This is a genomic window from Trichococcus palustris, from assembly GCF_900114465.1.
GTDB classification, from domain to species: Bacteria; Bacillota; Bacilli; order Lactobacillales; family Aerococcaceae; genus Trichococcus; species Trichococcus palustris.
Genome location: NZ_FOTD01000004.1, coordinates 63,880 through 89,260, shown reverse-complemented (window position 1 = coordinate 89,260; position 25,381 = coordinate 63,880). Strand labels below are relative to the sequence as shown.

General features: G+C 38.8%; 29 protein-coding genes. 7 read left to right on the top strand and 22 right to left on the bottom strand.

Annotated elements, in window-relative coordinates; translation table 11 throughout:
- The first annotated feature begins 127 nt into the window (after positions 1–127).
- Positions 128–376: a type II toxin-antitoxin system HicA family toxin gene (locus BM101_RS14555; protein ID WP_342746174.1), complete on the top strand. Its 249-nt coding sequence runs from the start codon at positions 128–130 to the stop codon at positions 374–376.
- Between the two features lie 171 nt (positions 377–547).
- Here the strand turns inward: BM101_RS14555 and BM101_RS04060 are convergent, their stop codons facing one another.
- On the bottom strand, positions 548–1,726 hold the full coding sequence (locus BM101_RS04060) for an RNA-guided endonuclease InsQ/TnpB family protein (protein WP_087033597.1): 1,179 nt from the start codon (positions 1,724–1,726) through the stop codon (positions 548–550).
- Positions 1,727–1,968: 242 nt separating this feature from the next.
- On the opposite strand from BM101_RS04060, the gene BM101_RS04055 reads away from it, so the two are divergent.
- A complete protein-coding gene (locus BM101_RS04055; protein WP_087033596.1) occupies positions 1,969–2,373 on the top strand; it encodes a type II toxin-antitoxin system HicB family antitoxin in 405 nt (134 codons plus the stop codon).
- Positions 2,374–3,195: 822 nt separating this feature from the next.
- On the opposite strand, the gene BM101_RS04050 is transcribed toward BM101_RS04055, so the two are convergent.
- The 12 genes from BM101_RS04050 to BM101_RS14540 all read right to left on the bottom strand — a co-directional run bounded on the left by BM101_RS04050 (position 3,196) and on the right by BM101_RS14540 (position 12,120).
- Complete coding sequence (locus tag BM101_RS04050; protein ID WP_087033595.1) at positions 3,196–3,501, bottom strand: helix-turn-helix transcriptional regulator; 306 nt, start codon at positions 3,499–3,501, stop codon at positions 3,196–3,198.
- Entirely contained in the window at positions 3,494–3,859 is a 366-nt protein-coding gene (locus tag BM101_RS04045) for a type II toxin-antitoxin system RelE/ParE family toxin (RefSeq protein WP_087033691.1), read from the bottom strand. The genes BM101_RS04050 and BM101_RS04045 overlap by 8 nt, the downstream gene beginning before the upstream one ends.
- Before the next feature lie 457 nt (positions 3,860–4,316).
- Positions 4,317–5,390 (bottom strand): glycosyltransferase, encoded by a 1,074-nt coding sequence (locus tag BM101_RS04040; RefSeq protein ID WP_087033594.1) that lies wholly within the window; start codon positions 5,388–5,390, stop codon positions 4,317–4,319.
- A 20-nt stretch (positions 5,391–5,410) separates the two neighbouring features.
- Positions 5,411–5,884, bottom strand: a complete 474-nt coding sequence (locus tag BM101_RS04035; protein WP_087033593.1) for a VanZ family protein — start codon at positions 5,882–5,884, stop codon at positions 5,411–5,413.
- Between the two features lie 717 nt (positions 5,885–6,601).
- On the bottom strand, positions 6,602–7,486 hold the full coding sequence (gene galU / locus BM101_RS04030; protein WP_087033592.1) for a UTP--glucose-1-phosphate uridylyltransferase GalU: 885 nt from the start codon (positions 7,484–7,486) through the stop codon (positions 6,602–6,604).
- A gap of 273 nt (positions 7,487–7,759) precedes the next feature.
- The gene (locus tag BM101_RS13875; protein ID WP_143084420.1) at positions 7,760–8,059 is read right to left on the bottom strand and encodes a hypothetical protein; all 300 of its coding nucleotides are present in this window, start codon (positions 8,057–8,059) and stop codon (positions 7,760–7,762) included.
- A 731-nt stretch (positions 8,060–8,790) separates the two neighbouring features.
- On the bottom strand, positions 8,791–9,564 hold the full coding sequence (locus BM101_RS04020; RefSeq protein WP_245825791.1) for a transposase: 774 nt from the start codon (positions 9,562–9,564) through the stop codon (positions 8,791–8,793).
- On the bottom strand, positions 9,483–9,866 hold the full coding sequence (locus BM101_RS14550) for a transposase (RefSeq protein ID WP_087033589.1): 384 nt from the start codon (positions 9,864–9,866) through the stop codon (positions 9,483–9,485). Before BM101_RS14550 ends, BM101_RS04020 begins: the two co-directional genes overlap by 82 nt.
- Positions 9,867–10,133: 267 nt before the next feature.
- Positions 10,134–10,736: a transposase gene (locus BM101_RS04010; protein WP_087033588.1), complete on the bottom strand. Its 603-nt coding sequence runs from the start codon at positions 10,734–10,736 to the stop codon at positions 10,134–10,136.
- A gap of 311 nt (positions 10,737–11,047) precedes the next feature.
- Complete coding sequence (locus tag BM101_RS14230; RefSeq protein WP_218149879.1) at positions 11,048–11,287, bottom strand: transposase; 240 nt, start codon at positions 11,285–11,287, stop codon at positions 11,048–11,050.
- Positions 11,288–11,496: 209 nt separating this feature from the next.
- Positions 11,497–11,733, bottom strand: a complete 237-nt coding sequence (locus BM101_RS14545; RefSeq protein ID WP_409373493.1) for a transposase family protein — start codon at positions 11,731–11,733, stop codon at positions 11,497–11,499.
- A gap of 141 nt (positions 11,734–11,874) precedes the next feature.
- Positions 11,875–12,120: a transposase family protein gene (locus tag BM101_RS14540; protein WP_409373492.1), complete on the bottom strand. Its 246-nt coding sequence runs from the start codon at positions 12,118–12,120 to the stop codon at positions 11,875–11,877.
- A 95-nt stretch (positions 12,121–12,215) separates the two neighbouring features.
- Between BM101_RS14540 and BM101_RS14045 the strand changes: the two genes are divergently transcribed.
- The 5 genes from BM101_RS14045 to BM101_RS14475 all read left to right on the top strand — a co-directional run bounded on the left by BM101_RS14045 (position 12,216) and on the right by BM101_RS14475 (position 15,211).
- Entirely contained in the window at positions 12,216–12,419 is a 204-nt protein-coding gene (locus tag BM101_RS14045) for an ATP-binding protein (RefSeq protein ID WP_177194354.1), read from the top strand.
- A gap of 232 nt (positions 12,420–12,651) precedes the next feature.
- Positions 12,652–13,875: an IS21 family transposase gene (gene istA / locus BM101_RS03995; protein ID WP_087033690.1), complete on the top strand. Its 1,224-nt coding sequence runs from the start codon at positions 12,652–12,654 to the stop codon at positions 13,873–13,875.
- Positions 13,876–13,886: 11 nt separating this feature from the next.
- Positions 13,887–14,669, top strand: a complete 783-nt coding sequence (gene istB, locus BM101_RS03990) for an IS21-like element helper ATPase IstB (protein WP_087033586.1) — start codon at positions 13,887–13,889, stop codon at positions 14,667–14,669.
- A gap of 138 nt (positions 14,670–14,807) precedes the next feature.
- Positions 14,808–15,110 (top strand): ATP-binding protein, encoded by a 303-nt coding sequence (locus tag BM101_RS14480; RefSeq protein WP_322787172.1) that lies wholly within the window; start codon positions 14,808–14,810, stop codon positions 15,108–15,110.
- Positions 15,098–15,211 (top strand): ATP-binding protein, encoded by a 114-nt coding sequence (locus BM101_RS14475; protein WP_281251101.1) that lies wholly within the window; start codon positions 15,098–15,100, stop codon positions 15,209–15,211. The genes BM101_RS14480 and BM101_RS14475 overlap by 13 nt, the downstream gene beginning before the upstream one ends.
- Before the next feature lie 342 nt (positions 15,212–15,553).
- Here BM101_RS14475 and BM101_RS03980 read toward each other — a convergent pair whose 3' ends face one another.
- The 9 genes from BM101_RS03980 to BM101_RS03940 all read right to left on the bottom strand — a co-directional run bounded on the left by BM101_RS03980 (position 15,554) and on the right by BM101_RS03940 (position 25,376).
- Positions 15,554–17,098 (bottom strand): lipopolysaccharide biosynthesis protein, encoded by a 1,545-nt coding sequence (locus BM101_RS03980; RefSeq protein WP_177194362.1) that lies wholly within the window; start codon positions 17,096–17,098, stop codon positions 15,554–15,556.
- 13 nt (positions 17,099–17,111) lie between these two features.
- On the bottom strand, positions 17,112–18,206 hold the full coding sequence (locus tag BM101_RS03975; protein ID WP_245825787.1) for a glycosyltransferase family 4 protein: 1,095 nt from the start codon (positions 18,204–18,206) through the stop codon (positions 17,112–17,114).
- Positions 18,207–18,215: 9 nt separating this feature from the next.
- Positions 18,216–18,968 carry a glycosyltransferase family 32 protein gene (locus BM101_RS03970; RefSeq protein WP_245825785.1) on the bottom strand — a complete coding sequence of 251 codons (753 nt, stop codon included), beginning with the start codon at positions 18,966–18,968 and terminating at the stop codon, positions 18,216–18,218.
- Positions 18,968–19,663: an acyltransferase gene (locus BM101_RS03965; protein WP_087033584.1), complete on the bottom strand. Its 696-nt coding sequence runs from the start codon at positions 19,661–19,663 to the stop codon at positions 18,968–18,970. The genes BM101_RS03970 and BM101_RS03965 overlap by 1 nt, the downstream gene beginning before the upstream one ends.
- Before the next feature lie 191 nt (positions 19,664–19,854).
- The gene (locus BM101_RS03960) at positions 19,855–21,183 is read right to left on the bottom strand and encodes a 3-phosphoshikimate 1-carboxyvinyltransferase (RefSeq protein WP_143084419.1); all 1,329 of its coding nucleotides are present in this window, start codon (positions 21,181–21,183) and stop codon (positions 19,855–19,857) included.
- A gap of 15 nt (positions 21,184–21,198) precedes the next feature.
- Positions 21,199–21,801, bottom strand: a complete 603-nt coding sequence (locus BM101_RS03955; RefSeq protein WP_143084418.1) for a serine O-acetyltransferase — start codon at positions 21,799–21,801, stop codon at positions 21,199–21,201.
- Between the two features lie 399 nt (positions 21,802–22,200).
- Positions 22,201–23,241, bottom strand: coding sequence for a glycosyltransferase family 2 protein (locus BM101_RS03950; protein ID WP_087033582.1), 1,041 nt, complete (start codon positions 23,239–23,241; stop codon positions 22,201–22,203).
- 285 nt (positions 23,242–23,526) lie between these two features.
- On the bottom strand, positions 23,527–24,606 hold the full coding sequence (locus BM101_RS03945; protein ID WP_087033581.1) for a glycosyltransferase family 4 protein: 1,080 nt from the start codon (positions 24,604–24,606) through the stop codon (positions 23,527–23,529).
- A complete protein-coding gene (locus tag BM101_RS03940) occupies positions 24,603–25,376 on the bottom strand; it encodes an accessory Sec system protein Asp2 (RefSeq protein ID WP_087033580.1) in 774 nt (257 codons plus the stop codon). Before BM101_RS03940 ends, BM101_RS03945 begins: the two co-directional genes overlap by 4 nt.
- Positions 25,377–25,381 lie beyond the last annotated feature (5 nt).

Genomic DNA, 25,381 nt, shown 5'->3' with positions numbered 1-25,381 from the left:
TATAACAGCGAGCGGTAATAGTATATGATGAATCTGGCACACCTTAGGCGTGAACGGTTATCTTCAGTTGTATAATCTATTCAGGTGTTACGTTCGCCTTTAGAAGTGCTGCTTAATTCAGTTATTCATGCCAAATGTGATGAACACGTACAAAACACGTATAATCATATTGAGAAAATCAGTTAGGGATGTGAAAACTCGAGATTTAATAAAGCTTTTCGAAGATAATGGTTGGTGGTTTGTAAACCATGGCGGAAACCATGATATTTATACGAACGGAAAAGTCAAAGAACAGATTGTGCGGCATAAAGAAACCAACGAGCGTCTTGCAAAAGCACTAATCAGAAAGCATGGGCATGAACACTCCCCCACTTAAATCCTGACGGATTTTGAAGTGGGGGTTTCTTTTTGTCTAAAGGACCGTTGCGGCCAGGCTCGGCGGTTGCCGATGCCTTTCCCAACGGGAAATGACTGCTTGGCTCCTCCACAAAAAGCAACGCAAACAGCTTCCGCTGCTTGTGGGCGGTGACGCGCCATCTACTACTCACTAACAAGGTCGTAGATACTTTGTTTGCTCCTCAATCGCCCACGGCAGGAAATCGCCGTACAGCGTCTTGCTGAGGATGTTTTTGGCACCGTGGATGTCGCGGTGGCTCTTGTATCCGCACGCACAACGGACATTGCGGCCGGTGTGTTTCTTGCGGTTGTGGCAAACAGGACATGTTTGCGTGCTGTAGGCTTCGTCTACCTTTTGGATATCGATGCCTTTGGCCTTGGCTTTGTAAGTCAAATAGGCCATCAGTTTGCCAAAGCTCCAATTGGATAGCTTTTGCGTCACTTTTTTGCGCTTCTTCCCTTTGGTGTTGCGTTCGACGCCTTCCACATCACCGACGTAAACCGTCGAAACCTGCTGTGCGGCACACCAGTCAACAAAGTTTTTGGTTGTCTTGTGCAAGGCATCCTGCAGTTGGCGGGCGCTCTTGGTGCGGACGAAGTTTTTGGCTTTTTGGTATTTTCGCCATTGGCGGGAGCCTTTTTTACACTTCGACTGCAGCCGTTGCAGTTCGGCCAGTTTCTTATTGCGTAATTGGTGTATGCTGCGCACCTTGCGTCCGCTAATCAGGACGGAAGCGCCGTCTTCCGCAAAGGAGGCGATACTGTGGATTTCGCCTAAGTCAACGGAGGCTGCTTGCTGCTGTTTCAAGGGCGGATTTTCCATCCCATCGTCGTAGGTGACGGACAAATAATAATGGGTATCATGGCATAGTTCCACTTCCTTGATGGTTTCGACTGCGATGCCATCCAATCCGGACACCTGCAGTTTCAGTGGCGTTTGGCGTTTGCCGTTTTGGATACCCATCGACAGGGTGACGACGTTGCCTTCAATGGAGAAGGCTTGTCCTACCCACTTGGTGTTGAAGAAAAACTTTTCCTTGTATGGGTAACGGACATCCTTGCGTCCGGCGGTTTTGGCTTCTTTTGCGGATAAGCGTGCATTCAGGTATTTGTGGGCGACGGCTTGGATGCTCTGGCTGTGCAGTGCGACTATTTGTTTTGTTTCGGTCTGTAGCTGCGTCTTGCCTATCCACTTGCCGGTGGCGAGATGATGGTCTTTGGCTTTCTGCAGACACAGGTTCCACACTTCGGCGGATGCTTTATTGCAAGCATCCAACGTTGGCTTCAGCTTCGTCTGATTGCGAATCAGCAATCGTTTTCCGTGGTACATAAAAACTCTTCCTTTCCGGCGGAGTTTTTCCGCTCGGTTCTTTTCGCATCCATTATACAACGAACGCCAGTTCTGTCCAAAGAAAATGCACGGCTTACTGAGAAGTAATGTTCACCGATGGTGAACCGAAATTCATCTCCCACTTTCACTGGTGCTATGCACCGAAACGTTTAGAAGTGGGAGACTTCTTTCGGATTTCGTTAAATAATCCCCCTGTCCTATCATAAAAGGAGGCACAAAAAATGATTGAAGACAAAATTTATATTTATCCTATCTATATTACTGTGGATCCAAATGAAGAATATCCCTATTTTGTTGAAATACCCGACATAGATGGATTTACGCAAGGAAAAGATTTGGCGGAAGCCATCACAATGGCCAGAGATTATATCGGTTTTGCTGTTATCGATAAATTGCAGCATGGCGAACCACTGCCATTGCCTGATAAAATTGAATATGTTCAGCATGAAAATCAAATAAAGACACTCGTCGACATCAACTTCAAAAAATATAAATCTCAGCATGACAATAAAGTTGTCAAAAAAACACTCACAATCCCGAAATACTTAAATGAACTCGGCAATGAAAAAGGCATTAATTTTTCTCTGACGCTTACAGAAGCGTTGAAAGAAAAGCTAGGCGTTTAACACGATAATAATAAAAGTCATGTTACATACTTTCAAAATTCCTGACTGCTTGAAATTGCTACGGAGCTGATACAAAATTTTTAGCGTTAAATTCATAGAAGCCACTGATTTATCCCGAAATGGATAAATCAGTGGCTTTCCCTTTCCGCATTAGGCGGCTCTATTTCTCGCACTCGCTGGCTCAATCTGATCGCAATACTCACCCCACCGGGTATTTGGCATTCTAGATTTCTTTCACTTTGTGATTCCCGGCGAATGGGGCCTCATCGGAAAAATCAGTCACCACTAAGGGCATATTACCGTTCAAGGCGGCTTCGTTGGGAATCCCGGTATCTATTTCCTTGGTATTATCGGTGAACAAAGCCTCGTCGGGAAAGCTAGTTACTGCTAAGGGCATATATGTCGAATGACCGACAAACCTGTTATGTCGGTTGTTGAGTGAGGAAAATATGCCGAATGAACGACTGTTGTCTGTTATGTTGATCGTTGGGACGGAAAATTAGTCGAACAAACGACAGTTATCTGTTATGTCGGTTGTTGGGAGTGAAACTAAATAAAATTCCCAGTGAGGGACGGCTCACCGGGGATTTGATGATCTGGTACACCTTAGGCGTGATTTGTTGGGGTTTGTAGCTGGACGACCTCTGCGACGGCTTCGCCGGAGTTCTATCTTTGAAAAAAGAGCTCAACTCCGACTAGCAAACGCTGGCCGGAGTTGAGCTTGTTATGCGAATGTTTTGCTCCGGTTGGGTAGGCCTCATCGGAGATAGGAACACTTTGGCGTTGCTAGGATGCCCTCAGTTTCATTCTCAAGAGCAATCGTCAACGTATTTCGATGTGCACGTCTTTTCCTAAGCTCTTAGCGATTTTGATAAGGAAGTCTAATGAAGGATTGTAAGAACCACTTTCAAGCCTAGAAATATTAGACTTTCTAGTTCCGGCTCTTTTAGCAAGCTCTTCTTGAGTCATCTTCATACTTTTCCTTGCTTCGATAATCTGTGAAATCAATTCGTATCTTGGCTGTAGCTTGTTGTATTCATCTTCAAATGTCGCATCTTCCATTAGTTGCGCTTTAATGTCGTCAAACTTTACTCCTGCAGATTTTTTTTTAACATCCAATTTACTCATCATTACACCTTCTTTCATAATCCTCTTTATATTTCCTTGCTCTCTCTATTTCTCTTGAGGGAGTCTTATTCGTTTTTTTCACAAAGCCATGGAGCAAAACAAAGGTACTGCCTGTATAAGCAAAATAAAATACTCTGGAGATATCTGTCGAGAACTTCACTCGCAATTCATAAATCCCTTTGTTTTCTTTCCCTTTTATCGATTTGGTATGCGGTTCTCTAAGGTCAGGTCCATGATCTTTTAATAGTTCAATTTCTCGAAAAGTCTTAGCTCTTAATTTGGGCGGTAAGGATTCGAGGAAATCGCGTACTGGTACTTCCCCATTCTCTTTTTGGTAAAATTCAACATCGTATGCCAATCTATTCACCCCAAGACTAATACTTCCTTTGGTTACATGTTATCATATATGATAACTTTATTCAATAATCACTTTTTATTCTTTTGAGCACAAGCCATTGGATATGAAAAAAGACACCAATTTTCGGTGACAGCGTAATCGTTTTTGTTTCCTCGTGTTCGGGTGAGCATCAAATGGACATCGCTTCTTATCGATAATTACGCCCGTGCTATCCTCTTCACTGATAATATACGCATTTGCCCATTTGAACTTTTTGTAGATTCATACTTTATGCAAATAAACCCGCGTTCCGATATTTCGTTTTGCTCCGACTAGGGGGTGGTTCGCCGGAGTTCGGCCTCCGAAAAAAGAGCTCAACTCCGGACAGCGTTTGCTAGTCGAAGTTGAGCTTATTATGCGGATACTTTGCTTCGGTTAAGGTTTGTCTAATCGGAGGTAGGCACACCTTTGGCGTTGCTCAGATTTTTAGAGCACGAATGATATCCCCCACCGCGTCTTGGTATGCGTCCAGATTCTCTCTGACAATATTATCTGCAATCAACTCCTTGATCGCATGCAAATCGATCCGCGCCAAGTCGGTTTCCTTGATCGAAACTGCGACGCCTCTGCGTTTCAGTTCTTCGATGTTTTCGGTGTCTTCCAGGACGCCTTCCCTTTCGATCAGCACTAGGTTTCGTTTGGAAAGCAGTGCTTCCGATATGGTGCCCCAACCAGCTTTGGCGATGATGATGTCGCTGGCGGCGAGGTAGTTGTGGGTGTCGAAGGTTTCGACTGGGAGTTGGACGACTTTTGCATTTGTGTTTACGGTGATGTTGATGCCGCTAGTTGTGAAAATGGTACCGGTGTAGTTGTCGACTTGGATGTTGTTTAAGTCGGCGGATTTGCCGCAGGTGATGAAGATGCTTGGGCCGTATTGGTTTTTAATGGCTGCGATTCTGTCTGGATCGAATTTACGGGCCAGGAAGCCGATCTGTTTTCTTGGGACATCCAGATCATGTGTCGGCAGCATCAGGTCGTATTCGATCAGGAGGTCCAGTTTGGCGTAGACTTCCCTGAAGCGGGCGATTAGGGTTTCGGAAAGGCCGAGATGCTCGTACTGCTCGCACCAAGTGAAGTTTGCGATGCCGATGTTGCGCACACCCAATTTTTCACCCACGAGGATGCCGATAATGCTGATGTCACTGATGACGCAGGCGACCGGTTTGGTTTGCAAAAAGGCGATTTCTTCCGCGATGACGGTGTCCCAGCTGGCCATGAAATCGGTCAGTTCCTGCTCCAGGCGCGGGATGTCGACCTGTAGGCTGTTCGGCTGGTTGACGAGGCCGACTTCGGTGCGGATGTCTTTGTAGGTCACGCGATCGCCGAAGCGGGCCAGGTAAACGCGGGCGAAGCTGTTTTGATAGGCGCCGCTCGCCAGATAGATCGTATGATCGGTTGTCTCCAAAAGTTCTTCCATGATTGCCAAGCATCTCGTCATATGACCGAAGCCGTGGGACGAGACATAAAATGCGATCCAACGCTGATTCTCCATCGTATCCTTCCTTCCGTTAGTTATTGTTCCTGTTTTGATGGCCTGAATAGTTCCCATTTTTTCTCCAATATGCGACTGTACAGGATAGTCCCAAGCAGAGATCCGCAACTGTCGATGAGGATATCCAGCCGCTTCGGAGTCCTGCCGGGGATGAAGCCTTGATGCCATTCATCGCTGATGGCGTAGACGACACAAACCGCCATCGTCAATAGAATCCCTTTCGTGTCGGATATTCCCATCTTGCGCATCGCAAACAGCACAACCATCCCCAGCACCAGATAGGCAAAGAAATGCGCGCATTTCCGGATGATATGGTTGAATGCCAACGCATCACTGGATGGACTGATTTTCTCAATCAGAGCGGCGATCAGTCCACTAACGCCCAGACTCAGGTCATTCGATTGTTCGCCTGATTGCGAGGACAACTTGAAAATGACGATCATCCATAGCACCACTACTGACCAAATTGCGATCTTACGTCCTTTCTCTTTCATAAATCTCTCCTTCTGCTTTCACAACCTATTTGTTTGTACTTAAAAAGAACAACCCCAAAAGAGAGAGTCTCTTCTGGAGTTTGTGAAAACGGCTTTATTTGGTCTTTCATTTTGTGATTTCCGGCTTCACCGGGAATCCCGGTGTCCTTTTCTTTGATATTGTCGGCGAACGAAGCCCCGTCGGGAAATTTCGTTGCCGCTAAGGGCAGATTACCGGTGGGGGCGGCTTCGCCGAGAATTATGGAGGTGCCGCATGTTTATTATCCGGTGAGGACCGTCTCACCGGGTAGTTGGCATTCTTTGGTCTTTCCTTTTGTGATTTCCGGCTTCGCCGGGAATCCCGGTATCTTTTCCTTTGGTATTGTCGGTGAACGAAGCCCCGTCGGGAAATTTCGTTGCCGCTAAGGGCAGATTACCGGTGGGGGCGGCTTCGCCGAGAATTATGGAGGTGCCGCATGTTTATTATCCGGTGAGGGACGCCTCACCGGGTAGTTGGCATTCTTTGGTCTTTCTTTTTATGATTCCCGGCGAAGCCGGAAATCTGGGTATCATTTCCTTTGGTTTTCTCGGTGAACGAAGCCCCATCGGGAAATCCGGTTGCCACTAAGGGCATATTACCGGTGGGGGCGGCTTCGCCGAGAAGAATAGAGGCCAGCATGTTTACTACCCGGTGAGGAACGCCTCACCGGGTAGTTGGCAGGCACACCTTAGGCGTGGCTATTCGGCTGCGGAAAGTTCCTTGCCCAACGCGATGATGAAGTCCTTCAATTGGTCTTTGACTTGCGGATGCTCCAGACCGTAGCTGATGGTGGTCGTCAGGAAACCGAACTTGTCGCCGACGTCATAGCGGGTTCCTTCGAAGCGCTTCGCGAATACGCGCTGCGTCTGATTCAGCGTGTCGATGGCGTCCGTCAATTGGATTTCGCCGCCGGCACCAGGGTTCTGGTTCTCAAGAATTTCGAAGATTTCCGGTGTCAACAGGTAGCGGCCGATGATGGCCAAATTGCTCGGCGCATCCTCAGGTTTCGGTTTCTCCACAAAGCGTTTGACGTTGAACAGTCCCGGCTCCAGTTCTTGCTCCGGATCGATGATACCGTATTTCGACGTCTCCTCATAGGGAACTTCCATGACGGCGATGTTCGAGGCATGTGTGCTCTCGTAGGCGTTCATCAACTGTTTGGTCAACGGAACCTCGTCCTGCATCAGATCATCCCCAAGCATGACGACAAAGGGTTCGTCACCGACGAAAGCCTTCGCCTGCAGGACGGCATGGCCCAATCCCAACGGATAGGATTGGCGCACGAAATGGATGCGCACGCCTGTCGTCTCCTGGACAAGCGCCAACAGATCGTCCTTGCCCTTCTCGCGCAAATTCATCTCCAATTCGATGTTGGAATCGAAATGATCCTCGATCGCCCGTTTGCTTTTCCCGGTCACAATCAAAATTTCCTCTATGCCGGATGCGATGGCCTCCTCCACGATGAATTGAATGGTCGGCTTATCGACGATCGGCAACATTTCCTTCGCCATCGCCTTGGTAGCCGGCAAAAAACGCGTGCCGAATCCGGCTGCTGGGATGACTGCTTTTCTGACTTTTTTCATTGATTAAGAACTCCCTTTTTTATGATCTATTAAATTCTGGATTACGTTATAGAAAATGAAAAAATTGCTATTTCACGTAAAAGCTATTGTATTAAAATCGCTAACTATTGCGTAGCTGTCAAGATTTTTTTGTTAACTATAATTTTACTATATCTCATTTGAAATCACTATCATTATTTTTAACCGCATTCTGCGAAAACGTTTTACAAAAAAAGCCACTACCGTTTGGTAGCAGCCGTATTCGCAAATATTCATCATTTTAGAAAGTGAATTCTATATCTCTTTATGCAACTCTTCATTCGAATCTTCTTCGGGCAGAGCATTATATATGTTTAATTCATACTCTTTCTCTTTAAATAAATTTGCAAGCAATTCGTTATGATAAATTTCACGTTTTTCTTCTGGAACCTGATCCATAAACTCATCCAAATTCTTGCACGTATTGTAGAAGTCTTCTGCATCCTTTTCGTTCACAAAAATATACTCCCTTGCCAACTCATCCGAATTTAAGTAATGTAATGCCACAGTACTCTCTTCTTTATGGATGCCAAGATATTTTGTAACTATTTCCATGTGTTTTTCCCCCAAGTAAAATATATTTTTAGAACCCTGTTTTTTCACAGAAAACGCATACATAACATTGCAAGTAAAATACTCGTCCATTGCAGCTGACATTAAGTCCCCATATAGACATATCCTATAAATCTGTTGATAAAACGCCGGCGTACCAAAGAAAATAGGATGGCTATCTTTCCATATCACATTAATGATAGAGTAAATATTGAATATCATATATGCTATTTCCAAGTCAAATATTGTGTGGATTCTAAAGATATAATAACACATATTTGATATAAATCGCAACACTTTTTATAAAATTGTTATTTGTATATATATTTCGTTAAAAAGAAATACAATTAATTTTAAAGGCTTTCTTTGTCTTTCAAAAGTAAGCGCCAAATAATCAGGTAGATTTCAAGTAGAAGTCTTTCCGTTTATACTTCAGTTATCATAGATAACGGAGGTACCCAAATGGAAAGATAGCCCGATATTGTTCCTATTCAGTTAGACAACCAAAATATTTTTGATCCAACGCCACACCAGCCGCAACTTGCTTTTGAAATAAAGGATACAGATCGAAACCGAACGGTTTCAGCATATCAAGGTATTGAAAAATATATACTGTAAGCTTTGTTGAAGGAGCTGTAACGGATGATTGTTGATTACACTAGGGTTAAGCACATTTACCTTTTTTGTGAATACGGCATCGAAAATGGTTCTTTCCTGAGTTAGTTGAAAGAATTTCAGAGCACTTTATTTTTTAGTGTTTCAAAGTTGGCTCTACCATACATGATCCGTTTGATAAGTTTCAATTTGTTGATGTGGCCTTCGGCCAGGCCGATATTGTAAGGATAGATGGTACTATTTAAGACAGCGGTCAGATCCTTCAATACACCTTTAATAAAACTATTAAACTGAGGAATCCCGTAATTTTTAACCTCTGAAAGCCAGTAACACAGGGAAATAGAATGTCCCTTTAATAAACAAAAAGAAAATTGCTTAACGGTTTCTATGATTACTGGCAATTTCGGATAGAGTTCAAAGATAATTGCCAAATTATCTGAGCTAATTTTGCTTTCTTTCTGATATAAAAGCTGAATAAACGCATGCCGAGATACAGAGTAGCTATCTTTTTGCTGAATTTGTTCTTCTTTCAGTTTTCGAACGTATTCACCAACGGTTCGTTGACTCCCGTTGTAACCATGCTTTTTTAATTCGTCATTGATTTGAGCAATGGTATGCCCCTCCTTGATGCCCTCATAGACTTTTGTCCGAAAGGGGTCGAGAAGGCGCACATGCCGTTGTGACGGTTGTTTGATGGTAAGAGTGGGATCTAGATATTTCTTCACCGCTGGGCGGCTTATATGGCAATAGCGGGAAATTTGTCGTTGAGACATGCCCTGACGCGCTAGCTCCCGAACTTCTTCCACCCGTATCATTTTTTGTTTATCGGAAGCTGTGTAATGTTCAATTGCTTTATCAACAGGCACTTCAATAGCGTTTCCTGGTGGTGCCAAGATAACCTTTGATGGCAGCACACTGCTTGAATAGCTTTTTTGGCATAGTCAGTCAAATTTTTTAGCAAGTGAAACCGATCAGATATTTGATGAATGTCTGGATTGGCTTCGGTCACAGCGTTCTTGTATAATGTGGCCCCATCTCGAGAAACCAAGATGAGATGGGGAAATAGTTTCAACCATTCGGCTACGTCTTCCGTACTCCTTGAATGGATCAGATCAATGACTTTGTGAGAAAGGCTGTCAATCATAATCGTCCCATAGTCCATTCGCTTGCACAGTGCAAAATCATCAATGCACACGCAAGCTACATCCTCAAAGTTTATCGAAAGAGTTGTTTTTTTTTACTAATTCACAAATAACGGATTTACTAACTTCAATATCATGATTTCGCAAATAGCTTGAGGCAGAGATGGAACTTATTTCCATTGCAACTTTCAAGATTTCTTCTTGTACCCGCGTCGTTTTTTTAGCTTTATCTGCAATAAAAGCAAATCTTTGCGCAAATGTCCGTTTTGGACAAGCTGAGTATTGCGAACAGAATGGTTCTTCCGCAAAAAGACGTTTCCTTAAATTTTCAACATTAATTTAGCCCGTAATAGTTCGAGACTTCCTCTACCGTACATTATTCGTTTAATCATCTTTAGTTTGTTATTTACGCCTTCGACAAAACCGTTGCTTAAGGGAGAAGCCACTGAATTTTCAACTGCTTCAATATCCTTTAAAAGTCCTTTCGCAAAGGATTTGAATGATACAATGTCGCTGGCTAGGTGGTTCTCTATGAATAGATACAAAAAAGGCATATTCCCACATTCGTAGATTTGTCGAAAAGATTGAATACATGATTTTATTTCGTATAACGTCGGATAATGTTGAAATAAGTACGCGTGGTGCGCTTCCTCTAATGGTTCATCGAACCAAAGAAAATGAAAAATCATCTCCCGTGTCACATAGTCTGCTTGACTGCCTTTCGATCCTTGACGATGGGGAAGTTCAGTTGTTCGATGCTTATAATGTCCGTGTAGGGCAAACTTTCTCTCTGCTGCTGTTTCGATTTTAGATAAATAATCATAAATCGTTCGCTTAGGAGCGTGGCACCCTTTATGATTGATATAATGGATAGTCTCTTTCTTAGACAAACCATGGTTGAAGCAGATTAAACAATCTGCCAAATACTGTCCGAGCGTCCCTGATTGAAATCCAATTTCGGATAATCTCTTTGGGTCGCCTTCGGCGTATTTGAGAACTGTTCTTCGCCCAATACCTAATCGCCGCGAGCCACCTCACGTTTGGAACACCCCTCTGCTAAAGCTTCTTGAATCTGTTGAATTAAGTGATAGCGTTTAGGATTGAGGATGAATTTGTCAGGTGCAATGAGTTCAGTCGTTTTTTTTTACGTTAGATTCAGGTGGGGCATCTGGCTGATCATGCGAGATTTTAATGGAAGCAGGAACAGAATGGTTTAACGCTTTTTTAACGGCAGTTAATAGATTCTGGTGAAGATGAAAACGATCTGCATCACATCAGGCAATTCTTCCGAGAGAACTTTGGCATAAGCGCTCGCACGATCACGTGTGACGGTCTTAATATGAGGATTTTGTTTGAGCCACGCTTTCAACGTACTGCCATCTCGGCCAACTAAGAGGTCAATCGGCATATGCGTTGCCTCATCCACTAGGATGGTCCCATAGGTATGGCCTTTCTTAAAAGCAAAGTCATCAATTCCGAGGTATCACCAAAAAAAACCGTATCCTGCTCATTATACTTGCTGAGTAATAGCCGGATGACGGCATCTCCACTGATACTGAGGCCCATTTGATGACAAATTTTTGCGCAACCTTCGGCACTTGTTTCAAGGGCTAAAGCGCAAATAAAGGATTGACAACGCTCGGTCATCCGACTGCGAGCATCTAAAAAGTGCACGAAGTTTTCTTAAAAAGTACTGACAAAACAAGCGGAGTTTAGGCACCTATACTCATGGGTCGTTATCTTCAGCTGGACGTTTTTACCTAATATTGGTAAATCTTGGACCGTTCGTCGATGTGTACCGTGGTAGTTAGTGGACACAATCTGACAGTTCGGGCACCCACAGGCAGAGGTAATGGATTTTAAGTGAATCACGATGGCATGTTCGTCTTCATTCACCGTTATTAGTTGCAGAGAGTCCATCGGATAAAACGATTCTAAGTTGAGTTCAACAGACGTCATCATGATAACCTCTTCTCTTCAATAATCTCCTGTCATCATTCAATCTCATTATAAAAACAATGTATTGATTCCACAATCAAAAACGTCTTTTTGCGGAAGAACCTATTCATTTGCAATATTCAGACAAGCTGGGTTGATACAGAAAAATTTCTTGTTATGTAAGCATATCTTTGTCTGCAAGCCTCGAATAGAGAGATCATGAAATTCACGTTCATATTGGGAATGAATTTTCGTTGAATTCGTTCCGCAATAGGGACAGGTCGCATGGTTTTGATTGGACTGTACCTGAATAATAATTTCCGTATCTGTAAGTTCATGGGAAAGGTATAGCAATTCTGAGTCTAGCATCGAAACTAACCATTGCATAATGATCACGCTTTCCTTTTTCTTTTATTATACCTCGGTTTGAACATTTCAACTAACTTAGGAAAGAACCATTTCCGATGCCGTATTCAGTGGAAACTGCCAGCGAGTTGCCCGAACTGTTCCGCAAGGCTGAACAAGCCTCATGGACCTACCGGGAACTGGTGCAGGAAATTGTGTGTTTCGAATTAAGGAAGCGCGAGGAGAAAAGTATTCAGAAACGATTGAAATGGGCTAAATTTCCTTATCACAAGACACTGACGGAATTCAATCTATCGGATTAGACTTCCCTGAGCAAACGGCAGCTCACCCAACTCCAAGAGCTTAATTGGCTTGAACAGCAGTATAATCTCATCTTTTTGTTCCGAACGGTGTGGGGAAAACGCACTTATCCATTGCCTTAGGTGTTAACGCCGGTAGTAAAATGTAGGAAAACAACGGTTTGAAAAATGTCTGAAATCATACATTTTTTTGAATATACTTATTTCATCTCATCTACACAAGGAGGTAATGAGCATGAGAAAAGATATTCGAGAAGGAGTGAGGTTCTATATTATGAACGACATCAAACCAAACTACGCACAGATGGCACGTCAATATGACTGTGATCCGCGCACTATCAAAAAAAACTTTGAGGAACAACAGAATCCCGAACTGATCAAACCCAGGAAACCAGTACCGGAGAAGGCAAGTAAATTAGATCCTTATCGGACACTGATTGAAGAAAAGGTTTCTGAGGGCTGTTCTGCTACAGCGATTTATTCACTCCTCAAACGGCGAGGATACGAAGGGAAAATCACTATCCTACGTGATTATTGCCGCACATTGAAACAAATAAAAACCAAGAAGGCCACGATTCGGATCGAAACGAACCCTGGTTTGTCGGCGCAAGTGGACTGGAAGGAGAATATGACCCTTTACACGCGTTCTGGGCGTCCCGTCACATTCAATATCTTTCTGTATGTGTTAGGATATTCGCGCATGAAATACTTGGAACTGACTTTCGAGAAAAAGCAAGATACGCTGTTCATGTGCTTGAACGATGCCTTTTATATAACCGGCGGCGTACCAAGAGAAATCTGGTTCGACAACATGAAAACAGTCGTCAATCATGCCAAATCCCAATACAAGAAAGTCGTCTTTCACGACACTTTCTATGCCTTCAGTAAAGATGCGAGTTTCCAGCCTATCGCTTGCCGGCCGTTCAGGCCCCAAACCAAAGGAAAAGTGGAGGCTTTGGCTAGAACCTGCGAACGGTTGCGCGTGATGAATGGCGAGTTTGATGATGAACTCGAGCTAAGTCATTATGTTCATGACTTAGCCGAAGAACTCAATTATGAGGTTTCCCAAGCGACGGGCCAACGGCCTATCGACCTATGGGAACAAGAAAAAGAGCACCTACAGGCATTCGATTTTGAACTGTTAGCTGAATACAGCTGTGACGATATTCGCCGTATCGTCAGCACTGAATCCATGGTCCAATTTCGAACGAGTAAGTACTCCGTTCCCATTAAATATATCGGTGAGGAAGTCGAAATTCGACTCACTACCGCATTCATACACATTTATTATAATGGAGAAATGATTCAAACGCATCCGATTAGTGAAAAAAAGCGTTCCTATACTTACGATACAAATGACGCCTATGAAATCTTGAAGTCTGATGTGTTTAAGCATAAAGAGGACGAAGAAATCTATGCGTTCATTGAAAATTCATTGGCGCAGTATGATGACGTGTAGGAGGTGCTGCAATGAGTAACCATGTCCAACTCCTCAATAATTTTGAGAAACTCGGCTTACTTCGAATGCGTGAATACTTCCCCAACTACCAGGAAGTAGTGAACCGTGAAGCAATTCCCTTCACTGAAGCCCTTCTGGAATTGACCAATCGAGAGTTGGCATTTCGATCCGAACGCAAAGTGGAACGTGCTATAGAAAATGCGCGCTTTCCGATTACCCGATCACTTAAAGACTTTGATTTCTATTTTCAGCCAAGCATCAATCGACAGGAAATTCTGGATCTTCAGCACATGGGTTTTCTTGAGAAAGCAGAAAATATTATATTCATCGGAAATTCGGGCGTCGGGAAAACACATCTGGCGACTGCCCTCGGCGTGGAAGCATGCCATCAAGGCATTAAATCCATCTTCATCAACTGTCATGAACTGATTCAAAAGCTCCAATCGGCTTATGAAAAAGGGACACTCGAACGGGTTTTGAAGCGGTATGCGAACTATGAACTTCTCATCATCGATGAGATAGGTTATCTGCCTATTGCCAAACAAGAGGCCAGCCTCCTCTTCCAACTGATCCGGCTAAGGCACGAGGTGCATTCTACCATCCTGACGACCAACATTCCCTTTTCCAAATGGGGAGATGTCTTCCAGGACAGTGCGGTGACAGCGGCCATTCTTGACCGCTTGATCCATCACTCCAGAGTATTCCAGATTACCGGGAACTCTTATCGCATGAAAGATTACAAACTTGAACGCGAACAGCGCTCCAAGAAAAAAACACCGGACGATTCACATTGATCGACCGGTGAAAAAAGACATAAACCCGTTGTTTTTCGGCTGAAGCCGGTGAAATCCAACATCAGCTTACCGCTGAAAAACGACATTTTTTAAACCGGTGAAAAACAACATTTTTGAATCGGTGTTGACACCTTAGGCATGAAAGCCATCCAAAAGGGTTTTCAGGTGACGTTCGTGACAATGGGAGAACTACTCTCCCTCCTGAAAACTGAAGAATTCACGCGAAAAGCGCAGGTCCAACTCAATCGGATCCGAGCGTCTGATTTAGTAATCATTGATGATTTGATGTATATGGCAATGGACCAAAGGGAAGCTACCCTGTTTTTTCATTTGATCCATCATCTGTATGAACGGAGTTCGATTATCTTGACCTCAAATAAGAGTCCCGACCAATGGGGAGAGTTATTGGGGGATGAGGGAGTGTCGCAATGGCCATCCTAGACCGTATTCTGCATCGAGCTGAAGTCGTTCACATGAATGAAGCCAGCTACCGTATGAAGCATCGACGGAGCATGTTTATTAGCAAAAGTGTTCAAAATTAATTGGCGTTCACTGTTCAATTCTACTTGACGCTGACAAAAGCACCTCCTTAAATTGATACGCTTATCGTACCAGGAGGTGCAGATCATTTATATGCGTCTTTTGAATGCGGGCTTACGTTTTACTATTGAAGATTTAAATCATGAAATTGGAAAGAAACTAAAAAAATTCAATGAACGACCATTCGCTAAGAAGCCAGGATCCATAATCAGCGCAGGAGGAACCAGAACTTCTCCAGGATTATTTGCCCTGAAATCCAGAAATTAAAGCAAACTGTAAATAACCCTACTACGATATGATATCCATATTGTAGCAGGGCTATTCATATTGTAGTATATATCGGATCACTTGGCGCTTACGCTTAATCTGTTACCAGACATCTTATTAATCAATACACACGTTCTTTTAAATTCTGGGTTCTTGTAAAAAATGCAAAGATTCAAAATTGTGTGTATAAGAATGCATAATATTAATTTAGACAAAAGCGATAAAATCCCTTCATCACTTATAATTGAACATATAAAAAACGTAGTAGCATTTGTTAGCACTGCTAAAATTGCATATTTGAATATAATCAGTGTATAGAGCCACGGGCTTTCTTTTTGAAAAACAGAATTAAATAAATTCTTAATTAACCAAGGTATTCCTATAACTAGCATACTTATTATAGTAGAAAACAATACACCATAAAGTCCTATAAATTGAACTAATATTAGATTTAAGCATAAGTTGAGTAACGCAGTAAACAAAGGTCTATATCTATCTTTATACCATATTCCCGCTGCATCTTTATATGTACCAATGAGTTGATCAATTTCATATACAAAAAAATAAATTACCATACAAACTACCAGTGAATAATCTATTAAGTTTTTCTCTCCCATCCATATCTTCATAAAAGGCTGAAGTAAGACCAACATAGCACTACTACAAAAACTAACAATCCAAAATATTATAAAGGTCATAGTTTTAAAATCCGCATAATTTTTTTCTGAGTTTTCAATTATCAAGCTATTTCCAATCCCAGCCAAAGATGCCTGATAAATAATATATACAATACTAATAACAGCCGATATTATAAAATAGTAGTTCTGATAAATTGCCAGAGCAGAAAGTCCTAAAAAAGCAGATATAACAATTGTATCAGCAGAATTAAGTATTGTTCCGCCTATCTTATTTGTTACAAGCCCTTGAATACTCTTTTTAATTTCCTGTAAAGTACTCTTATCTACCTTACCTCTCGCCTTATATTCCGGATACATCTTGTTCACTATTATTGCAGTCGCCATATTAGTCGTAACCTGTGTTATGATCGATACAGCTAAATAATAATAATAATTTTTAAAAATGAGTAAGGTGATTAATTGCAGTATATACTGAAAAGTATTTGTAATCAGTATTACCTTGCTACTGATGTCCGTCCTTTGATGCGCATATAACAAACTATTTTTATATGCAAAAAGCCAATATGATAAAATCGTTACTCCCAAATACATCATATAAAGGACAAAGACATTTAACTCACCCGGTATTTTACCAGATATTACTTTAGGAATAAACGGTAATAGAACTAATCCAATACATAAGACGACAATCCCTATGTACCGAAATAATTTCCTATATAAATTCAATAATTTGCATATCTTATCCTTATCATCATTAGCTATAGGTTCATACATACTATAAATCATAGCAGCACCAATACCTAACTCTGCAAGGTTTAAGACCTGTAGCACCGATGAAAATAAACTATTTAAACCCGCATAGAGTATGCCCATATGATAAATCATAACAGTTCGCATTATAAAAGGCATGATAACCTGATAAATTTTAAGAATAATTCCAAATAGAATATTTCTTCCTGCATTCTTTGTTCTTTGTATCCTCATATATCATTTTCCTCTATTCAAATAAACTTTCAATCAAATCTTCCCACTGTACACCAATTTTTTCAATTGATAAGTTAGCTACGCTTTTTGTTGCCTCAATAGACATTCGTTCTGCCCGTTCTCTTTGTTCTGCAAAGTCGATCATTTTCCGCGCCAATTCGTTTACATTTAGTTCCTCCACTAGATAACCATTGACCTCATTCTCAATCATTTCAGCTGGTCCTGTTTTACAGTTAAATGCTATAACTGGCAAACCAAACGATTGAGCTTCGAGTATAACCATTGGAAATCCTTCATATCTCGAAGATAACAAGTAACAGGAAGAATTTTGATAATATTCTTTAACATTTTTTGTTTCACCAACAAATATAAAATTTTGAAGACTTAATTCTTTACATTTTTCCTTTAATTTAATTTCGTCCTCTCCATTTCCGACTAGATTTAAGTGCCACTGTTTATTTTCTTTCTCAAATATACTCCAGGCCTCCAAAAGTAAATCATATCCTTTTTGATGGGTCAATCTACCAACTGAAATGAATTGTTTACTGTTATAGTTATAATTTGAATTAAATTTAAATGGGCTTGGATTATATATATTACAAATTTTATCCTTACTAATATTCATTGAATCTGTATGCTTTTGCAAATCAGTTTTTGTTAATACCACTATTTTATCAGCATATTTCTTAGCTAGTAGTTTAGCTTTTATTCTTTTACGATCCTCCATCATTGTCCAGTAATTAAAGTGTTCCCAGGAAATTAATTTGCATCTCGTACCTTTAACTGCATGTGCTGAATATGCAGTTAACGTAGTATCTATGTCAATAAAAACGTCTATCTTCTTTTTTTTAATAAAATTATGAAGCTTTACAATTGGGTAAATATATGTTCTATATAATTTACCCTCCCTCGGCTTCAATAAATAAGATATCTCTATTCTTTTATCGATTTCAAAATATGATTTTCCATGATCCCAGAAACTTAAGATGTAAACTTCATAACCTCTTTGACACAATTCGTTCGCAATTATAGTTCCAACTCTTTCTGTCCCGCCAGATCTAGAAATAGCGCCACTACAAAAGCAAATTCTTTTGGAATTTCCACTCAAGATCATTTCCTACTTTCGTTTTATTAACATATTCTTCAAATTAACTAATCTGTCAAAACTTTTTTTACCAATGACTCTACGAATCATTAACATTCTCTTCTGATGTGGTGTTTGCCAAGATGAATTAAACCAATGAATGCTATAAGTATTATCAGTAACTCTTAGTTTTCCTGTATAATAATTTTTCGGGCAAAAATATTCTGCCGTAAATATAGCGTGATCATTAATTGTTTGTTGCTTACCATTCATAGTAAATCCCGCATTTATCAAACCTTTTGTACTATATGCCGGACTAGGCAGTAAATTAAAACTTCCATCCTCATTGAAAAAGTTTATATCTTCGTACATATCACGCAGTGACTTGATTAAAACGTTGTTTTTTTCTCCTCCGAATCCCTGTCCTAAATTAACATACTCATTTGACTCAAATCCAAAAAATGCACGATTTATCAGCAACTCATCTAGATTTCGCTTCAATTCGACATCAGTATCAAGATATATCCCACCATTATTATAAATAATATCCAACCGAGCATAATCGGGTACAAAGCCCCATTTATTATTTTGATAAGCTTGATACATATATTTGTTTTTTTTCAAATCATAATTACTTTCATTCCATTCCTTTATCTCGTAATCTGGACAATATTTTTTCCAACTTGCAATACAATTTTTGTCTTTCTCTGGAATTGTTTTTCCACCAAACCAACAATAATGAATAATTTTTGGGATCATATTTTTTTTCATGGTTAAAATAACCATTACTCCTCACTTTCAATTTTAGGGGGATCAATAGACCAATTGATCTTTTTCTTAATCACTTTAGCCATATTCCCGCCTATGATAATATTCTCTTCTAAAAACTTTCCAGCAACAACACTATTACTGGAAATTACCGTATTACTAGATATAATAGTATTTTTTTTTATAGTTGTTCTACAACCAATCCATACATGATTTTTGATAATAATGACACCATCTTTATTTGTCTTTCCATTTTCATAAATAACAGTATGTGCATCCGAATCCATGAATAAAGTATCCCATGAGATCAAATTATCATTTCCGAAAACAATGGCGTTTCTACAAATAACTTGGGATTTCCCAGTAATATTAAAATTATCTCCAAATGTCAACGTTGCATTTTTTTCTACTTCAATATTTGAACCTAATCCCAAAAAAGCATTACCTAAAAATACTAACCTCCCACCTTCTTCGAGATGAATTAACGTAGTTTCTTTTTTTTCGTCCAACCAATTGAGTGCCTTTTGTCCTATATATACTTTTAAATCTTCTTGACCATTCAATATTATTTTACCTTTACCCACAATTCTTGTATTACCTGCAATTAAAATAGGTAATTTTAATGCCTCTGTTAATGGTAAATACTTAAAGTTGTAATATATCGTTTTAAGTATACTACCATTTCCGATTATTGTTTTTATTCTTTTCAACATATTTTAACCTCAATTAAATATTTTGCAATATTCTAACTTCTCTACAATTACCAATTTCTCAAAGAATAACTCTAGTGTAGATACTAATGGTAGTACTTGTACTTGACTTGCTTAAAACTTATATTAAATCACTACTAAAAATATGAATTCTTTTAATATATCTTAGATACTTTTTCTAAATAATTACTACATCAAAAAATGCTATTTGTTAATTTATTTATACTAGGTTGTTGCTCTTTCTCATAAATGTATGGTATAGCTATTATTAAGTAAAGTAAAAAACCGGCTGTTTCGGCACGAAGAGAAGTGTTGTAAAAAAATAATACAACCATCTCTATGATCATCACAGAAACAAAGTTACTAATCGAAAAATCCATTGTATCCTTGCGGCTTTTTCGAAATGCAACAAAAAAAATCATTACAAAAACAACTATTCCAACTGTTCCAGTTTCAACATATGTCCATATTGCTTGAAACCATTGATAATGTAACCAATTATATTGTTTGTAAAAATCACTTACAAAGAAGTTGGTATATTCTCCTCCACCCATGCCGATGCCGATTGCTCTTGTAATTGCACTATCTCTAAACAAGTTTTCTCGAAGAGTCCGTATTCCGGTTAAACGGTTAAGATCTCCCACTCCATCATAACCACTATCTCTTGTTGCATATTCAATAAATCCTTGTACGGTCATAACTTCATTATAAGAAGATGATCCATTTCCATTAAAGGTAGTAAACATTGTAGCTGTAACTATTATGATTACAAAACTCAAAGCAATTGTTATAACACCTTTTAATAAAACTTTTGACCAGATAGCACACAAGATGATTATTACTGCAAATTCTATAAAATACACTTTTAACTCTGCCATTGTTGCCATAACCATTGCTGCTGCACACGTAAGTAAAAAAGTCGATATTTTTATATTCTTAGTGAAATATTTTATAGTTACACCGGTAACTTCTACCAATAAAATAGCGTTTAATGGCAAATTACTTCCTGAAAAATTATAATAAAACCCTCCGACCATGTCTCCAATGATTGTTCCTGCTGGATATGTAACAAAGTATGCTTCAATAATAGTGAGAGGTAGCGAAATCCAAAATAACAACTTTACTACATTTAAAACGATGTTCACATCTTTCATTTTTAAAAACACTATACAAGAAAAGAAAAATGCAAAAAAACGTAATTGGCTCCGTATACCCCAAATCAATGTTATTACACTGATTTGATTTATTATTGCACTTAAAATTCCAACAAACGAAAATAACAACATCAAAAGTAGAATTTTTTCCGCATGAAATCTCTTTACTGATATCTTATTGTAGGATACTAAAGCCAAGAGGAACACAAAAAAGTTTATTACATCACCTATATAAAGCAACACTCTTGGCATTTGCATCCAATATATAAGGATTGGGCTAATTAGCATATACCACCACAAAACCATCAAGGTCAATGATGCCATTTTTGATGTGCCTCTTAATGGTATTTTTTTAATAACAATATTCACTACAAAACTCCTCTATCAAAGCAGTTGATTTACTCTGTACCCATTTTCTTTTACAATTTTAGCTGGATTTCCAGTTACCACACAATTATCCGGTACATCCTTCAAAACTACGCTGCCTGCCCCAATATCAACATTATTCCCAATTTTAATCCCCCCAGCAACAATTGCACCTGTATATATGTTTACATTATCTCCAATAATCGGCTTATCTCTATCACCAAATTTATGGCCATTATTCTTTCCAATAGTAACAGACTGATAAACTGACAAATTCTTACCTGCTGAAAAACAGTGCAAAATAGTTGCTTGTCCATGATATATAACTAATCCACCACTAATATTTCCACTTATTTCAATTTCACGGCTATTCGGAAGCAAGATTTGCTGGATACCCAATAAAACCTTATATTTTCTAATGCGATAGTAGAATACTCCTCGAAACGGTTTATTCCAAATCAAAGCATAGCATAAACTTAAGACTCCCCCTTTACCAGGAACACAATACAGAATCATCTTCAAATCCTGGCGGACTGTCAATCTTACATCAAGACAAAATGCATACAACAGCACAGGAAATATCAATCTCCAAAAATTAAACAGAACAATAATATTTTTCATATAATCAGCATCCTTTTAAACAGCTTCTAACATGATTTTCTCGTCCAATATTCATGGATCGTATAAGCACTTACCAGTGTAACATTTCATTGAGAAAAAGATATTGTTACACTTTTCATTCACAGATAACCATCAATTAGAACGTATAGGAGTATTTTAATGACACAATCACATATACTCATCTTGTTTAATATTTTTCTCGGTATCTAGATTTTTTAATATTATCCTATCAATGAACAATATATAATATTTTCCAATTTTGAAGTAACGTTTACTATAGATATATCTTTTTCTAATTCCAATTTTTTTTTTGCAAATCTCTCTTTGTATTAATCATTTTTATTCACTTGCTATCAATGATGTGGCTCTTGTTAATGATTATTTACAGATAATTATCATTCAAAAAATTGATTTTCTCAGAATCGTATAGAGCTTTAAATATATGATAACAAGAACCGCCCACTTTCTTTTCATCAATAGTGCGGAAATTCCCTGATGGATGGGCATTTTTTTTATCGGATAACAATTTAATATACGGACTACATCTTCATTATTTACAATACTACGCATGAATTCAGATTTCTGATCTAAGGTATTATCACTGAAAACAAACAATTGAGAAACCTGTCGAATTTTACTCAGAAAAAGCCGTTCCACACGCCATTCTACGTCTTTAATTCCTAGCTCTTCTTCAATCGATCGAACCTTATGGTATAGATTACAAGCTCCATCTAATTGGCTATCCTTATATATTGTCGTCAGCGAATTATCATTATGTCGATAATAGTACAACCCTATCGGCACTTGAACTATTTTTTTTGCATGATAATATGCATATAAGTTGAATATTATATCTTCAGAAAGATATTCTCTCTCAGATTCAAACCGTATACCATATTGATTCAACAATGCTAAAGAATATAAATTTGCAGTTGCACCCACCCGTATTTCATAATCTTTAGAATCAGCAGCTTTGCCACAAATAAATTTTGATAAAAAAATATTTTTTTCTTCACCTACGAAAGATTGTTCTTTCTTAATCATATCTTCATGCACCATTTTTCGTTCTTTTGGAAACCATTTTACAAAATTACCCCGAGAAATGTCGGCTTGATGCTTATTCAATGAATCATACAAATCCTTAATGGCATTTGTATCCAACTTGTCATCTGAATCTAAAAACATCACATAATCACCGGTAGCAATATTAAGGCCTGTGTTACGTGCATACCCCAAACCACCATTCTTCTTGTGGACTACCTTGATTCGAGTATCTTTTTTGGCATATTCATCACAGATTTTCCCACAATTATCAGGAGAACCATCATCCACAAGGATAATTTCAAGATTCGAATATGTTTGATTAAATACACTATTAACACATTCAGACAAATATTCTTCAACGTTATAAACTGGAATAATTACACTGATTTTGTCCATCCTTACCTTTACCTCTCTATTTATATACTTTGTGACTGTCGACAAATTAACAGATTTATTTACTTGATAAATTTTATTTTAGAAGCGGTATATTGAATAAGCTATTCTATTATATTTCTGATGGGATTAACCATTGTACCAGATATACATTTTATAAACACGATTAACTATCATTCAATTAGAACAAAATCCTACTGATATAGCTATCAAAATTTTATCACATTAAACCTTTTAGGAATCTTTGTAAAATTTTCAAAATTATATCTTAAAGCTTTAATAGATTTATTAATTTACTTTTGAATCAACAACTGAGTGATAAAGGTTTAAAAGTGTGCAAAAATAATTTTTCTCTGAAAATTTTGTTTGCGCTATATTACGAGAGTGGTAACTATAAGTTTCCCATGCTTTTTTATCACTTCTAAAGATTTTCTCCATTGCAATTGCGAGTATTTTTGCATCACCCGGTTGAACTAGATAACCATTTTGGTCATCCAATATAGCAGCCTTCATATCACCAACTTCAGTAGCAACAACAGGTACTCCGTAACTTATTGCTTCCAATACCGCCATTGGCAGTCCTTCATTGTATGAAGGCAATACCAACATTTGGCTTTCCTTCATTAGTTGACGCTTGACCTCGCCTTCTGTCCAACCCAGAAAACGAACTTTATCTTCCAAACCTAATAAGGCACTCTTTCCTTTTAAAAATATTTCTTCTTCCCCTGTCCCAGCAATCACAAACTGTACATGATCCAAATTCCCTTTACTATGTAATAAAGAGACTGCTTCAAGAAGGATATCAACTCCTTTTCGCTTAATCAGTACTCCCAAGAAAAGCACCTGAAAACGAGAGTCATTCCATTTTACAATTTCAATGGGGATGCTAACTGTATTACTGACAACAATCGTATTTGTTTTTGGCTCTATCTCTTTAATTCGGCGTTTCCATTCATCACCCAGCACAATCATAGCACTGCATTCGCGCAATAAACTCCGTATTTTTTTCTGTTTATAACTTTTTGATTCATCATACCATTTTTTAAATTCAGATCCATGAAGATGAATGACATCTTGCACTCCAAAAATAAGACACAGCTTATGAATCAAATATGTACGTTGAAAACTACCCCGATAAGACATATGAATATGTATCACATCTGGACCAAAAGTTAAAAGCGCCCAAATAATCTTAAAATAAGCAACTCCAAAAAAGAGTATTTTATTTATTGCATTTGTTTCAATATACGTCGGAATAAAATGTAATTCCACGTTTTCATTTTTCCAATCATGCTCACGTAATTGATTTATTACGCTTGTAATTCCACCTTTTACAGAAGAATCATTTCCTATCATCAGAACTTTCATATCATTTCCTTCCCTAATATTTCTTTTAAGAATTTTGGAAAATGATAGCTGACATCCCAGTGATCTGTATAATGCGCTACATCTTCAACTATCTCAAATCTATTTTCCTTTAAATCTTGAATAAGAAATTGAATATGTTCTTTGTAAGTATGCTCTAGATCCGAATAATGTAGATATATTCTTCGTGGCTTTAAGCTTTTTCTAATAGTTTCAGGTAAAAGTTCATTCAAAAATTCTCTTATTTCCTGTTTATCAGTTCCATTTCGAATATAATCAAAGGTAACTTTATTTGCCTCGCAATCAAGATAATTACCTAAAAAATATTGCGGAGAACCAATCACTATATTAACATCATCGAATTGTAGCCCATAATAAAGTGAAGCATATGCTCCCTTACTTGTTCCACAAAAAATCACTTTTCTAGGAGTAAGTTTTACCAAAAAACAATCTATTAATTCTTTAATAGCCTCCTCCACATCAAGGGTTGGCCAATTACCAAGATAATAGCTCCCTCTACCATCGGTACTATAATCATCTAAAATGAACAATTTATTTGTTTTTGTATCCTTTAGAGTTCGAACATAATTATATCTAGCTTTTATTCCTGCGCGTGTACATGCGCTAAATACAACTGTAAGCGCATCAGAGGACTTATCTGCTTGAAACAAATATCTTATATTTATTCTTTTGGAAGAAACAAATGTTTTTTGTTTAAATGCTAGCAAAGCCTTTGTTGTGGCGTACTCTATATATTTTTCAATCTTTTTCACAACAA

What these genes read in the sequence shown, in the direction of transcription:
- BM101_RS04055 (WP_087033596.1), top strand. Translation starts at nt 1,969, where the DNA reads ATGATTGAAGACAAAATTTATATTTATCCTATCTATATTACTGTGGAT.
- BM101_RS03955 (WP_143084418.1), bottom strand. Translation starts at nt 21,801, where the DNA reads ATGAAAAATATTATTGTTCTGTTTAATTTTTGGAGATTGATATTTCCT.
- istB (WP_087033586.1), top strand. Translation starts at nt 13,887, where the DNA reads ATGAGTAACCATGTCCAACTCCTCAATAATTTTGAGAAACTCGGCTTA.
- BM101_RS04050 (WP_087033595.1), bottom strand. Translation starts at nt 3,501, where the DNA reads ATGAGTAAATTGGATGTTAAAAAAAAATCTGCAGGAGTAAAGTTTGAC.
- BM101_RS14555 (WP_342746174.1), top strand. Translation starts at nt 128, where the DNA reads ATGCCAAATGTGATGAACACGTACAAAACACGTATAATCATATTGAGA.
- BM101_RS14475 (WP_281251101.1), top strand. Translation starts at nt 15,098, where the DNA reads ATGGCCATCCTAGACCGTATTCTGCATCGAGCTGAAGTCGTTCACATG.
- BM101_RS14540 (WP_409373492.1), bottom strand. Translation starts at nt 12,120, where the DNA reads ATGCTAGACTCAGAATTGCTATACCTTTCCCATGAACTTACAGATACG.
- BM101_RS03980 (WP_177194362.1), bottom strand. Translation starts at nt 17,098, where the DNA reads ATGAGGATACAAAGAACAAAGAATGCAGGAAGAAATATTCTATTTGGA.
- istA (WP_087033690.1), top strand. Translation starts at nt 12,652, where the DNA reads ATGAGAAAAGATATTCGAGAAGGAGTGAGGTTCTATATTATGAACGAC.
- BM101_RS14480 (WP_322787172.1), top strand. Translation starts at nt 14,808, where the DNA reads ATGAAAGCCATCCAAAAGGGTTTTCAGGTGACGTTCGTGACAATGGGA.
- BM101_RS14545 (WP_409373493.1), bottom strand. Translation starts at nt 11,733, where the DNA reads ATGGACTCTCTGCAACTAATAACGGTGAATGAAGACGAACATGCCATC.
- BM101_RS03950 (WP_087033582.1), bottom strand. Translation starts at nt 23,241, where the DNA reads ATGGACAAAATCAGTGTAATTATTCCAGTTTATAACGTTGAAGAATAT.
- BM101_RS03970 (WP_245825785.1), bottom strand. Translation starts at nt 18,968, where the DNA reads ATGGTTATTTTAACCATGAAAAAAAATATGATCCCAAAAATTATTCAT.
- BM101_RS03965 (WP_087033584.1), bottom strand. Translation starts at nt 19,663, where the DNA reads ATGTTGAAAAGAATAAAAACAATAATCGGAAATGGTAGTATACTTAAA.
- BM101_RS14045 (WP_177194354.1), top strand. Translation starts at nt 12,216, where the DNA reads ATGCCGTATTCAGTGGAAACTGCCAGCGAGTTGCCCGAACTGTTCCGC.
- BM101_RS04035 (WP_087033593.1), bottom strand. Translation starts at nt 5,884, where the DNA reads ATGAAAGAGAAAGGACGTAAGATCGCAATTTGGTCAGTAGTGGTGCTA.
- BM101_RS04060 (WP_087033597.1), bottom strand. Translation starts at nt 1,726, where the DNA reads ATGTACCACGGAAAACGATTGCTGATTCGCAATCAGACGAAGCTGAAG.
- galU (WP_087033592.1), bottom strand. Translation starts at nt 7,486, where the DNA reads ATGAAAAAAGTCAGAAAAGCAGTCATCCCAGCAGCCGGATTCGGCACG.
- BM101_RS04040 (WP_087033594.1), bottom strand. Translation starts at nt 5,390, where the DNA reads ATGGAGAATCAGCGTTGGATCGCATTTTATGTCTCGTCCCACGGCTTC.
- BM101_RS13875 (WP_143084420.1), bottom strand. Translation starts at nt 8,059, where the DNA reads ATGGAAATAGTTACAAAATATCTTGGCATCCATAAAGAAGAGAGTACT.
- BM101_RS03945 (WP_087033581.1), bottom strand. Translation starts at nt 24,606, where the DNA reads ATGAAAGTTCTGATGATAGGAAATGATTCTTCTGTAAAAGGTGGAATT.